The sequence below is a fragment of the Streptomyces sp. HSG2 genome (assembly GCF_016598575.1).
In the GTDB taxonomy this organism is placed as follows: Bacteria; Actinomycetota; Actinomycetes; order Streptomycetales; family Streptomycetaceae; genus Streptomyces.
Map to the genome: position 1 here is coordinate 1,284,114 of NZ_CP066801.1, position 12,450 is coordinate 1,296,563.

Sequence of the window (12,450 nt, forward strand, 5' to 3'; positions counted from 1 at the left end):
CGGAGGCTCTCTGAGAGGTCTCTTAACGGGGGTCGGCGGATCCGTCCGGCTCGGGTGCGTCCGGGGCCGTCGCCCGCCAGTCGGGAGCGAGGACGGCCCACACCTCCATGTCGTGACGGACGCCCCGATGGGGGAAGCTCTGCCTGAGCACGCCCTCGCGGACCATGCCGAGCCGGCGGGCCGCGTTGACGCTGGGAGTGTTGGCCGAGGCGGCGTGCCACTCCACGCGGTGCATGCCGCGCTCGGCGAAGGCCCAGTCGATCAGAACCCGGGCGCCCCGGGCGACCAGACCGTGTCCGGTGCCGGCGGGTTCCAGCCAGCAGCCGATCTCGCAGGTGCCGGCGGCGGCATCGAAGCGGACGAAGAGCAGCCCGCCGACGAGTCGGCCGTCGAGCCAGATTCCGTGCAGTGAGCCGCTGTCGGCCGCGCGCTTGTCGGCGTGGGAGCGGAGCAGGGATCGGGCGGACTCCACGTCGGTCACCCGTGAGCCGAAGGGGATGTAGCGGTTGACGAATTCCCTGCCGCGGTCGAGGTGTTCGAGGAACTCCCGGGCGTGCCAGATCTCCAGGGGGCGGATTTCGGCCCCGTCGCCCAGTGGTCGCGCGTACATGCCGTCGCCGCCCCTTCCTCCGCTCTCGGCGGGCCGCCCCGCGCGGACCGCCGGGCCAGCCTCTCACGGACCTCCGGCCATGATCGGGGCACCCGCGCCGCCGGCGAGGAGCGCGGACGGCGCCGTCTCTCGCGTGGGCCGCCCACCGTGTCCGACCGTGCGGTGGTCACGGCGGCGGGGCGCTCTCTCCGGGAGGCCGCGGCGGGGCGGGTGCCCCGCCCCGCCGCCGCTGCGTCCGCACGAGGGGGTCAGCCCTCGGAGACCCCCAACCGGCTGAGGATCAGTTCCTTGACCCGTGCGGCGTCGGCCTGTCCGCGGGTCGCCTTCATCACGGCGCCGACGAGGGCGCCGGCCGCGGCCACCTTGCCGCCGCGGATCTTGTCGGCGATGCCCGGGTTGGCCTCGATGGCCTCGTCGACAGCACCGGTGAGCGCGCCGTCGTCCGAGACGACCTTCAGCCCACGACTCTCGACCACCTCGTCCGGGGCTCCCTCACCCGCCAGGACCCCTTCGATGACCTGTCGGGCCAACTTGTCGTTCAGCTCGCCGGAGGCCACCAGGTCGCAGATCCGGGCCACCTGGGCGGGGGTGATGGCCAGAGCCTCCGGGGGGACTCCGGACTCGTTGGCGCTGCGGGCGAGTTCGCCCATCCACCACTTGCGGGCGGCGGCGGGGTCCGCTCCGGCGTCGATGGTGGCCACGATCGGCTCCAGCGTCCCGGCGTTCAGGATGGCCTGCATCTCGGTGGCCGAGACGCCCCACTCTTCCCGGAGGCGGTTGCGTCGGGTCAGGGGGGGCTCCGGCAGGGCGGCGCGCAGTTCCTCGACCCAGGCGCGGGAGGGGGCGAGAGGAACCAGGTCGGGCTCGGGGAAGTACCGGTAGTCCTCGGCCTCCTCCTTCACCCGGCCGGCGGTCGTCGACCCGGTGTCCTCGTGGAAGTGACGGGTCTCCTGCACGATCGCGCCACCGGCGGAGAGCACGGCGGCGTGCCGCTGGACCTCGAAACGGGCGGCGCGCTCCACTGACCGCAGCGAGTTGACGTTCTTGGTCTCGCTGCGGGTCCCGAAAGTCGCGGTGCCCTTGGGCATGAGCGACAGGTTGACGTCGCAGCGCATCTGGCCCATCTCCATGCGGGCCTCGGAGACGCCGAGGGCCCGGATGAGTTCGCGCAGCTCCCGGACGTAGGCACGAGCGACCTCGGGGGCGCGCTCCCCCGCCCCGGTGATCGGCTTGGTGACGATCTCGATGAGGGGGATCCCGGCGCGGTTGTAGTCGAGCAGGGAGTGCGACGCGCCGTGGATTCGGCCGGTGGCTCCGCCGACGTGGGTCGACTTGCCGGTGTCCTCCTCCATGTGGGCGCGCTCGATCTCGACGCGGAAGGTCTCCCCGTCCTCCAGTTGTACGTCGAGGTAGCCGTCGAAGGCGATCGGCTCGTCGTACTGGGAGGTCTGGAAGTTCTTCGGCATGTCCGGATAGAAGTAGTTCTTCCGGGCGAAGCGACACCAGGTGGCGATCTCGCAGTGCAGGGCGAGACCGATCTTGACGGCGGACTCGACACCGGTCGCGTTGACGACCGGCAGCGCGCCGGGCAGGCCGAGACAGACCGGGCAGGTCTGGCTGTTCGGCTCGGCGCCGAGCGCGGTCGAGCAGCCGCAGAACATCTTGGTCCTGGTGCCGAGCTCCACATGGACCTCAAGGCCCATGACGGGGTCGTACGACGCCAGCGCGTCCTGGTAGGACACCAGGTCGGTCGTGGTGGTCACGGTGAAACTTCCCTCTCAGCCCAGCAGGACGTCGTCGTCGCCCAGTCGCTTGAGCTCGCGGTAGAGCAGGGCGAGGCCGGTGATGGCGCCGGCCGCGGTGATGGCGGCGTCGACGAGACGCAGTGTGTCGTTCTCCGCGCGGGCCTTCTTGATCTGCTTGGCGACCCCCACCGCGCTGAGCGCGGTGGCGGCCATCGACATGTACGTACCGGACTTGGACTGCTTGAAGCCCTTGGCCTTGGACAGCGCACTCACAGCGACGGAGCCTCCTCGATCAGCGGGTGACCCCACTTTTTCACGAACGCGGCCTCGACGGCGGCCCCGACCTGGTAAAGACGCTCGTCCTTCATCGCCGGGGCGATGATCTGCAGCCCGACCGGCAGTCCGTCCTCGGGCGCGAGTCCGCAGGGCAGGGACATGGCGGCGTTGCCCGCCAGGTTCGTCGGGATCGTGCAGAGGTCGGCGAGGTACATCGCCATCGGGTCGTCGGCACGCTCGCCGATCGGGAACGCCGTGGTGGGCGTGGTCGGCGAGACGATCACGTCGACCTGCTCGAACGCCCGCTCGAAGTCGCGGGTGATGAGCGTACGGACCTTCTGGGCGCTGCCGTAGTACGCGTCGTAGTAGCCGCTGGAGAGGGCGTAGGTACCCAGCATGACGCGCCGCTTGACCTCGGCTCCGAACCCCACCTCCCGGGTCAGCGAGGTCACCTCCTCGGCGGAGTGCGCTCCGTCGTCGCCACTGCGCAGGCCGTAGCGCAGCCCGTCGAAACGCGCCAGGTTGGAGGAGCACTCCGACGGCGCGATCAGGTAGTAGGCGGACAACGCCAGGTCGAAGGAGGGGCAGTCCAACTCGACGATCTCGGCGCCCAGGGACGTCAGCAGGTCGACCGCCTCGTCGAAACGACGTACGACACCGGGCTGGTAGCCCTCGCCGCGGAACTGCTTGACAACGCCCACCCGCTTCCCGGCGACCGAGCCGTTCCGCGCGGCCTCCACCACGGGCGGGACGGGAGCGTCGACGGACGTGGAGTCCATCGGATCGTGCCCCGCGATCACCTCGTGCAACAGGGCCGCGTCCAGGACCGTACGCGCGCAGGGGCCACCCTGGTCAAGGGAGGAGGAGAAGGCGACCATGCCGTAGCGGGAGACACCGCCGTAGGTCGGCTTCACCCCGACGGTGCCGGTCACGGCGGCGGGCTGCCGGATCGAGCCGCCCGTGTCGGTGCCGATCGCCAGCGGGGCCTGGAACGACGCGAGAGCGGCGCTGGAGCCGCCGCCGGACCCGCCGGGGACCCTGGTGAGGTCCCACGGGTTGCCGGTGGGGCCGTAGGCGCTGTTCTCCGTCGACGAGCCCATGGCGAACTCGTCCATGTTGGTCTTCCCGAGGATGACGACGTCGGCGGCCTTGAGCTTCCGCGTCACCGTCGCGTCGTAGGGCGGGATCCAGCCCTCAAGGATCTTCGAGCCGACGGTCGTGGGCACGCCCTCGGTGGTGAAGATGTCCTTGAGCGCGAGGGGTACACCGGCGAGAGGCCCGAGCCTCTCGCCTCGTTCCCGCTTCTCGTCGACGGCGCGGGCCTGGGCCAGCGCGCCCTCGCGGTCGACGTGCAGAAAGGCGTGCACCTTCTCGTCGACGGCGTCGACGCGAGCCAGATGGGCCTCGGTGACCTCGACGGCGGTCAGTTCTCCGGTGGCCACCGCCGCGGCGATCTCCGCCGCGGTGAGCTTGACGATGGGGTCCGTCATGGCGGGCTACTCCTCCCCCAGGATCTGCGGCACCTTGAAACGCCGCTGCTCCTGAGCCGGCGCGCCCGAGAGCGCCTGCTCGGGCGTGAGCGACGGACGGACCTCGTCCGGACGCATGACGTTGGTCAGCGGGAGCGGGTGCGAGGTCGGCGGCACGTCCTGGTCGGAGACCTCGCCGACGCGGGCGACCGCGCCGATGATGTCGTCCAGCTGGCCCGCGAAGTGATCGATTTCGTCGGGTTTCAGCTCCAGGCGCGCCAGCCGGGCGAGGTGGGCGACCTCCTCGCGCGTGATGCCAGGCATGCGGGCGTTCCTCTGGGTGAGTGAGTGTTGGCGGGTCAATCCTATGGGTCGCGGGTCGCTGATCGTGAAACGGAGGGCGCGGGGGCCCGTAGGGGCCGGGATCGGTGGGAGTCGGCGGGCGCGGACACCCCCGGGCGCCCCACGCGAATCGTGGGCGCCCGGAGGGGAAGGCCACGCCCCTCGTCGCGAGGCGTCAGCCCCGGCGGCCCGGGTCGTCCGAGGCGGCGGCCGGCGACACCGCCTGAGGCCGCTGCCAGCCGCCCGAACCACGGGCACGGAGCCACGCCGTGGTCTCCTCCGGCGGCATCGCCGCGGCGACCAGCCAGCCCTGCACCGCGTCGCAGCCCAGGTCGCGCAACCGCTCCCAGGTCTCGTCGTCCTCCACTCCCTCGGCGACGACGAGCAGGCCCAGGGAGTGCGCGAGGTCCACCGTGCACCGCACGATCGCCGCGTCCTCGGCGTCGACCGCCAGCCGGGCCACGAAGGAGCGGTCGATCTTCAGCTCGCTCACCGGAAGCCGCCGCAGATGGACGAGCGAGGAGTAGCCGGTACCGAAGTCGTCGAGGGACATCCTGACACCGTGTCCGGTCAGTCCGGCCAGTGTGTCGGCGGCCCGCTGCGGGTCCTCCAGGAGGACGTGTTCCGTGATCTCCAACTGCAGGGCACCGGCGGGCACGCCGTGTCGGGCCAGTCGGGCGGCCACCGACCCGGCGAACCCCGGGGTGTGCACGTCGCGCGGTGAGACGTTCACGGCCACCGGGACGAACAGCCCCTCGGAGCGCCAACGGGCGACCTGCCCGAGCGCGGTCTCCAGGACGTACTCCGTCAGGTGCGGCATCAGACCCGAGGACTCGGCGATCGCTATGAACACGTCCGGTGGCACCCTGCCTCGTTCGGGGTGCACCCACCGCACCAGGGCCTCCAGCCCGGCGACCTGGCCGTCGAACCGGACCTTGGGCTGGTAGTGCAACTCCACTTCCCGGGCGTCCAGGGCGCGGCGGAGGTCTCCGAGCAGCCCGAGGCGGTCGGGGGTGTTGGAGTCCCGCTTGGACTCGTAGACCTCCACGCCGGTGCGGTCCCGCTTGGCCTGGTACATCGCCACGTCCGCGCGGCGAAGCAGGCCCTCGGCGTCCAAGGCGTGGTCGGGGAAGACGGCCACGCCCGCGCTGGCCTCCAGCACCAGGGTGAGGCCGTCTAGGTCGAGCGGCGAACTCAGGGCGGTGACGAGCCGGCGGGCGATCCGGGTGGCGGCGGTGGTGGAGTCGGTGACGGACAGGAGGACGGCGAACTCGTCACCGCCCAGGCGCGCGGCCTCCGCCCCGCGCGGCAGCGCCTGGCGCAACCGGTCCGCGGTCTGGAGGAGGAGCCGATCACCCGCGAGGTGCCCGAGAGTGTCGTTCACCGAACGGAAGCGGTCGAGATCGATCAGCATCAATGCCGCACGCGCGCCGCCCCGCTCGGCGTCGTCCAAGGCCGTCCAGACTCGCTCCAACAGCCACTGACGGTTGGGCAGGCCGGTGAGGGGGTCGCGTAACTGCTCCTCGGCGCGGGCCCGCGCGATCCAGAGCGTGGAGTCCAGCGCGATCAGCGGGATCGCGAAGAGCGGCAGGAGAACCGGCCGCGCGAACGCGACCACACAGAGCAGCGGCGCGATGCCCAACAGCGCGACGGCCACCAGCCCGTGTCGGACCAGGGCGGTACGGGCGGCCGTCGGCAGACCTCCGCCTGGCGCCTGCAGATACCACAACAGGCTGCGGCTGACCGCCAGGTAGGCGACGGCGACCAGCACCACCTCGGGAGCGGTGTACACGTTCCAACTGTCGGGGTCCCAGGGTCGCTCCACCGAAGGGATGGAGCCGCACAGGCCCAGGACGGCGGCGCCCGCGCCGATGCCGAGGATGTCCACCGCGCCGTGCAGCACACCCTGACGCCAGCGGCCCCGGCGCGCGACACCGACGAGGACGACGACGGTCAGGCTGACCAGCCCCGCCGGGATCCAGCCGTACAGCAGCAGCACGGCCAGTGTCAGGGCCGCGCCCGACCCGGTGCCGCCCCACCAGCGAGAGCGGCCGAGCATCACGAGGTGGCAAACGACGATGCCGGACAGCAGGGCCAGCGACAAGCCGACGGTGCCCGCGGGGAAGAGCGCGTGCCCCGCGCCGAAGGCCCTCAGGAATCCGACACCGAGCAGGAAGCCGGCGGCCGCCACGATCGCCGCGGGCAACGCCGGCCAACTGGGGTGACGTTCGGTCTCGACCGACCAGCCCGGTGTCCGGGACGCGGTCGGATCGGGGTCACGCCCGGTGGGCGCGGCGGCGTACGGCGCTCCGACACTCGGCCGGCCGGGCGAGATCCCCGGGACGCCTTGCCGGGGGTCGGTGTCCGAGGACCACCGGTCGGCGCGCCACGCGGCCCTCAGGCGGCGCGGGCACAGCCACGAGCCTGGGGCGGCGTTCTCGGTCGGTTTCATTCCCGTCCCTCTCACAGCCGGCGGTGCCCACGCCCGGCGGCCGGACGCGCGACGAACCTCCGCGCCTCGCGCCGGCGGGCCCCGCCCCACGCTCCCGAGGGCGTGGCGCCGCCCCGACCGGAGCCGTTCCCGGCGGACGCACCCCCCAACATTAGGCGGCGACGGGCTTCGAGGGGCATCGCTCGCCGACGCTTGCCCGAATACACCCCTGCCACCCACATGCATCTGATATGCGTCGATCGGGTGAACTTCAACCGCTATTGCTCGACCGGAAGGGCCCTCTCCGCCGCGGCCTCGGGGCCGTCCTCCAGCAGGACGCGAAAGCCGGACTCGTCCAGCACGGGGACCTTGAGCTGTCTCGCCTTGTCGAACTTGGAGCCGGGGTTGTCGCCCACGACGACGAAGGAGGTCTTCTTCGACACCGATCCGGTCACCTTCGCGCCTTGGTCGTGGAGTGCCTCCTTGGCTCCGTCCCGGGTGAAGTCCCGCAGGGTGCCGGTCACGACGACGACGAGCCCCTCCAGGGCGTGTGCGCCCTCGGCCTCCCCCTCGCCGCGCTCCTCCAACACCACGCCCGCCGACTTCCACTTGCGGACGATCTCCCTGTGCCACTCCTCCGCGAACCACTCCTTGAGCGAGGCGGCGATGATCGGCCCCACCCCCTCCGTGCTCGCCAACTCCTCCTCGGAGGCCGATTCGATCGCGTCGAGGGAGCGGAATCGCCGTGCGAGATCCCGGGCGGCGACCGGGCCGACGTGGCGGATGGACAGGCCGTTCAAAAAGCGCGCCAGGGGGCGCGTCCTGGCCTCGTCGATGTTCCTCAGGAGTGCGAGGGTGTTCTTCTTCGGCTCGCCCTTCTGGTTGGCGAAGACCGTGACGACCTTCGCCTCGCCGGTGCGGGGGTCCCGCTTGGGCAGCCCGCTGTCCGGGTCGAGGACGTGGGCCTTGATCGGCAGAAGCCGATCCACCGTCAGGTCGAAGAGATCGCCCTCGTCCGCGAGAGGGGGCTCGGCGGGCTCAAGGGGGCGGGTCAGAGCCGCCGCCGCGACGCCGCCGAAGTGCTCGATGTCGAGACACTCCCGGCCGGCCAGATAGGCGACCCGCTCCCGCAACTGGGCCGGACACGCCCGCGCGTTGGGACAGCGCAGATCGATGTCGCCCTCCTTCATCGGGCGCAGCGGTGTGCCGCACTCCGGGCAGGCGGCGGGCATCTCGAACGCCCGCTCGCCACCGTCCCGCAGGTCGGCGACCGGCCCGAGGATCTCCGGGATGACGTCTCCGGCCTTGCGCAGCACCACCGTGTCGCCGATGAGCACCCCCTTGGCCTTGACGACCTCCTGATTGTGCAGGGTGGCGAACTCCACCTCGCTCCCGGCCACGGTGACCGGCTCGACCTGCGCGTACGGGGTGACCCTGCCGGTACGCCCCACACCCACCTTGATGTCGAGGAGCTTGGTGTTGACCTCTTCCGGCGGGTACTTGTGGGCGATGGCCCAGCGAGGGGCACGCGCCGTGGCGCCCAACCTCCCCTGGAGCGGGATCTCGTCCAGCTTGACGACGACCCCGTCGATCTCGTGGTCCACCGAGTGGCGGTTCTCACCGTAGTGGGCGATGAACCCCCTCACGCCGTCGAGCCCGTCGACGACCCTGGCATGCGGGGAGGTGGGCAGGCCCCACGAGCCGAGCAGGTCGTACGCCCGGGACAGCCGGGGCGGGACCGGCGCGCCCTCGACGGCGCCGATGCCGTGGACCACCATGTACAGCGGGCGGGTCGCCGTGACCCTCGGGTCCTTCTGGCGCAGTGAACCGGCCGCGGCGTTGCGCGGGTTGGCGAACGGCTTCTCCCCGGCCTCGGTCAGCCGGCGGTTGAGCCCGTCGAACTTCGCCATCGGGAAGTACACCTCGCCGCGGATCTCCACCAGGCTGGGGAGGTCGTCTCCGGTCAGCCTGTTCGGAACCCCTGCGATGGTCCGGACGTTCGGCGTGATGTCCTCGCCGGTGCGACCGTCGCCGCGGGTCGCGGCGCGGACGAGGCGGCCGTTCTCGTAGGTGAGGTTGACCGCGAGACCGTCGACCTTCAGCTCGCACAGGAAATGGTACTCCTGGTCGCCCAGCTCACGATGGAGCCGCTCCGCCCAGGCGGCCAGCTCCTCGTCGTCGAAGGCGTTGTCCAGGGAGAGCATGCGGGAGCGGTGTTCGACCGCCGTGAACTGGGTGACATAGGAGCCGGCGACGTGCTGGGTCGGCGACTGTGGCGTGCGCAGTTCCGGGTACTCCCCCTCGAGCTCCTCCAGTGAGCGCATGAGCCGGTCGAACTCCGCGTCGCTGACGACGGGGGCGTCCTTCACGTAGTACCGGAAGCGGTGCTCCTCGATGCGCTCGGCCAGCTGTGCGTGCCGCTCCCGCTCCCGGGCGGGCACACTCGCCGCCTCCGCCTGCCTGTCGCCGGCCACCGTGTCGTCCTCTCACTACTCCGGGTCGTCTGCGAGGGATCTCGCCGCCCGGACGCACCGGGCGAGCGCGCGCCGCGCGTACTCGGGGGACGCGCCCGCGAGTCCGCACGCCGGCGTGATGGTGACCGCCTCCGAGAGAAGCCCCGGAGACAGCCCCAGCCTGCGCCAAAGCGTCCTGACGCCCATGACGCTACCGGCAGGGTCCGACAACGGGCCGTCCGTCGCGGGCACGACACCGGCGTAGAGTCGGGTGCCGCCCTCGACGGCCTCGCCGATCGCCTCGTCGTCACGCTCGGTGAGCAGGGAGAAGTCGAAGGAGATTCCCGCGGCGCCGGCGCGCCGCAGCAGGCCGAAGGGGACTTCCGGGGCGCAGGAATGCACCAGGGTGGTGCCTTCGCACGCCCCGAGGACGTCTCGGAGCACCGCCTCGGCCTCCTGCCGGTCGACGGCGCGGTGGGTGCGGTAGCCGCTCGCGGTGCGCACCCTCCCCCGCAGAACGGGGGCGAGGGACGGCTCGTCGAGTTGGAGCACCACCTGCGCGCCGGGCACCCGAGAACCGACCTCGTCGAGATGGAGTCGCAGCCCCTCCGCGAGGGACGCCGCGAGGTCCCGGCGGGCGCCTGCATCGGAGAGCACCGCCTCCCCGTTCCTGAGTTCCAGCGAGGCGGCCAGCGTCCACGGCCCTACCGCCTGCACCTTGAGCGGCCCCCGGTATCCCCGGCCGAACTCCTCCAGGGCGTCGAGGTCCTCGCCGAGCCAGGAACGCGCCCGCCGGGTGTCCCTGCCCGGGTGGTCGCCGAGCCGCCAACCACTGGGTTCCAGACGGGCGTACAACTCGACGAGCAGGCCTGCGCTCCGCCCGATCATGTCGGCGCCGGGGCCCCGGGCGGGCAGTTCCGGCAGGAACGGAAAGTCCTCGAAGGCGCCGATGGCGGTCCTCGCGGCCTCCCGGGCGTCGCTCCCCGGCAGGGAGCCGACGCCGGTGGCGGGACCCGGGCGGATGTCGTCGTTCACGGAGGAAGCGTACGCAAGGGCCGCGAGCGGTTTCTCGCCGCGGTCGGGGCCGCGGGCCCTCCGACGGCGCCCGTCACGGCTCACCTGCCCGTGCGGACCGTGAGGTCGTTGATCTCGGCGTCCCTGGGGAGGTCCAGCGCGGTCAGTACGGTGGTGGCGACCGACTCGGGATCGATCCAGTTCTCCGGCCGGTATTCCTTGCCTTCGTACCGGTGCACCTCGACCTGCATGGGTGTGGCGGTCCGCCCCGGGTAGACGGAGGTCACCCTGACCCCGGCCGAGTGCTCCTCCAGACGCAGCGAGTCCGCCAGGGCCTTCAGGCCGTGCTTGGAGGCCGCGTAGGCGGCCCAGCCGGCGTTCGCCCGCAGTCCGGAACCGGAGTTGAGGAAGACCACGTGTCCTCGGGCGGCCCGGATCTGAGGCAGCAGGAGCCTGGTCAGTTCGGCGGGGGACGCCAGGTTGATGTCGAACTGACGGCGCCACGCCTTCGGCGTCAGCTCGCCGACGTGGCCGAGTTCGACGACGCCCGCGATGTGGAGCAGCGAGTCGACCCGGTCCGGCGGCGTCTGATGGGAGAGTGCCCAGGAGAGCCTGTCCGGCTCGGCCAGGTCTCCCACGAGGGTGCTCGCACCGGGGAAGGCCGCGGCCAGTTCCCTGGCGCGACCGGCGTCGCGGGCGTGCAGCACGAGGTCGTCGCCGCGGGCGTGGAGGCGGCGGGCGACGGCCGCGCCGATGCCGGAACCCGCTCCGGTGATCACATGGGTAGCCATGCGGACATGCTCGCATCGAGTGGGCGGAGGACACACCCGGGCCCGCGGATCTCCCACGCGGCGAGGCTCGGGACCTCGGGGTGGGGCCCTCCCCGCCAGGGCGGGCCCCGCGCAGGCGCGAGATGTCAGACGGCCGGCGCCGCATCCCCCGCTCGCGTGGTCGCGGCGATCGTCGCCGAGCCCACCACACGGGTCCCCGCGTACAGCACGATCGCCTGACCGGGTGCGACGCCCCGGACCGGCTGGGCGAAGGACACCTCCAGACCGTCGCCGACCGGCTCGGCGGTCACCTCCGTCTCTCCCCCGTGGGCGCGCAACTGGGCCGTGTACTCGTCCCGTCCGGTCGGAGCGAGACCGCACCAACGGGGCTTGATCGCGCGCAGCGAGACGACGTCGAGGGCCTCGGCGGGGCCGACCGTGACGGTGTTGTCCACAGGGGAGATGTCCAGCACGTATCGGGGCTTGCCGTCCGCGGCGGGCGTGCCGATCCTCAGCCCCTTGCGCTGGCCGATCGTGAAGCCGTGGGCGCCCTCGTGAGTACCGAGGCGATTGCCCGACTCGTCCAGGATGTCGCCCTCGGAGCGGCCCAGCCGGGCGGCCAGGAAGCCCTGGGTGTCGCCGTCGGCGATGAAGCAGATGTCGTGCGAGTCGGGCTTCTTGGCGACCGCCAGCCCGCGCCGCTCGGCCTCCTCGCGGATCTCGTCCTTGGTGGTGGTGGTGTCGCCGAGCGGGAACATCGCGTGCGCCAGCTGACGGTCGTCGAGGACGCCCAGGACATAGCTCTGGTCCTTGGCCGCGTCGGAGGCGCGGTGCAACTCGCGGGCGCCGTCCGCGCGGGTGACCACCCGCGCGTAGTGGCCGGTGCAGACCGCGTCGAAGCCCAGAGCCAGGGCCTTGTCCAGCAGCGCCGCGAACTTGATCTTCTCGTTGCAGCGCAGACAGGGGTTGGGGGTGCGGCCCGCCCGGTACTCGGCGACGAAGTCCTCGACGACGTCCTCGCGGAACCGGTCGGCGAGGTCCCAGACGTAGAACGGGATGCCGATCACATCCGCGGCCCGACGGGCGTCGCGTGAGTCCTCGATCGTGCAACAGCCTCGGGCGCCGGTGCGGAAGGACTGGGGGTTCGCGGAGAGCGCGAGGTGGACGCCGGTGACCTCGTGCCCCGCCTCCGCCGCGCGGGCGGCGGCGACGGCCGAGTCCACCCCGCCGGACATGGCGGCGAGGACGCGGAGGGGGCGGGGGCGCTGCGGTGAGTCAGTCATAGCCACTCCAGGGTACGGGCTCGGGAACCGGGCCCCGGGGACGGGCGTTACCCGTGG

The 12,450-nt window shown here is 72.0% G+C and carries 10 protein-coding genes; all 10 read right to left on the minus strand.

The window, feature by feature from the left end; all coding sequences use genetic code 11:
- Nucleotides 1-22: 22 nt before the first annotated feature.
- The 10 genes from JEK78_RS05110 to mnmA all read right to left on the minus strand — a co-directional run bounded on the left by JEK78_RS05110 (nucleotide 23) and on the right by mnmA (nucleotide 12,393).
- Complete coding sequence (locus JEK78_RS05110; RefSeq protein ID WP_200262910.1) at nucleotides 23-610, minus strand: GNAT family protein; 588 nt, start codon at nucleotides 608-610, stop codon at nucleotides 23-25.
- A 248-nt stretch (nucleotides 611-858) separates the two neighbouring features.
- On the minus strand, nucleotides 859-2,373 hold the full coding sequence (gatB, locus tag JEK78_RS05115; RefSeq protein WP_200262911.1) for an Asp-tRNA(Asn)/Glu-tRNA(Gln) amidotransferase subunit GatB: 1,515 nt from the start codon (nucleotides 2,371-2,373) through the stop codon (nucleotides 859-861).
- Nucleotides 2,374-2,388: 15 nt separating this feature from the next.
- On the minus strand, nucleotides 2,389-2,628 hold the full coding sequence (locus tag JEK78_RS05120) for a hypothetical protein (RefSeq protein WP_200262912.1): 240 nt from the start codon (nucleotides 2,626-2,628) through the stop codon (nucleotides 2,389-2,391).
- The gene (gene gatA, locus JEK78_RS05125; protein WP_200262913.1) at nucleotides 2,625-4,121 is read right to left on the minus strand and encodes an Asp-tRNA(Asn)/Glu-tRNA(Gln) amidotransferase subunit GatA; all 1,497 of its coding nucleotides are present in this window, start codon (nucleotides 4,119-4,121) and stop codon (nucleotides 2,625-2,627) included. Before gatA ends, JEK78_RS05120 begins: the two co-directional genes overlap by 4 nt.
- 6 nt (nucleotides 4,122-4,127) lie before the next feature.
- Nucleotides 4,128-4,424 (minus strand): Asp-tRNA(Asn)/Glu-tRNA(Gln) amidotransferase subunit GatC, encoded by a 297-nt coding sequence (gatC, locus tag JEK78_RS05130; protein ID WP_200262914.1) that lies wholly within the window; start codon nucleotides 4,422-4,424, stop codon nucleotides 4,128-4,130.
- A gap of 193 nt (nucleotides 4,425-4,617) precedes the next feature.
- Complete coding sequence (locus JEK78_RS05135) at nucleotides 4,618-6,894, minus strand: bifunctional diguanylate cyclase/phosphodiesterase (protein WP_200262915.1); 2,277 nt, start codon at nucleotides 6,892-6,894, stop codon at nucleotides 4,618-4,620.
- 257 nt (nucleotides 6,895-7,151) lie between these two features.
- Nucleotides 7,152-9,347 carry an NAD-dependent DNA ligase LigA gene (gene ligA, locus JEK78_RS05140; RefSeq protein ID WP_200262916.1) on the minus strand — a complete coding sequence of 732 codons (2,196 nt, stop codon included), beginning with the start codon at nucleotides 9,345-9,347 and terminating at the stop codon, nucleotides 7,152-7,154.
- A 15-nt stretch (nucleotides 9,348-9,362) separates the two neighbouring features.
- Nucleotides 9,363-10,361 carry a methionine synthase gene (locus JEK78_RS05145; protein ID WP_200262917.1) on the minus strand — a complete coding sequence of 333 codons (999 nt, stop codon included), beginning with the start codon at nucleotides 10,359-10,361 and terminating at the stop codon, nucleotides 9,363-9,365.
- An 80-nt stretch (nucleotides 10,362-10,441) separates the two neighbouring features.
- Nucleotides 10,442-11,131, minus strand: coding sequence for an SDR family oxidoreductase (locus JEK78_RS05150; protein WP_200262918.1), 690 nt, complete (start codon nucleotides 11,129-11,131; stop codon nucleotides 10,442-10,444).
- A gap of 125 nt (nucleotides 11,132-11,256) precedes the next feature.
- Nucleotides 11,257-12,393 carry a tRNA 2-thiouridine(34) synthase MnmA gene (gene mnmA, locus JEK78_RS05155; RefSeq protein ID WP_200262919.1) on the minus strand — a complete coding sequence of 379 codons (1,137 nt, stop codon included), beginning with the start codon at nucleotides 12,391-12,393 and terminating at the stop codon, nucleotides 11,257-11,259.
- Nucleotides 12,394-12,450: the final 57 nt, after the last annotated feature.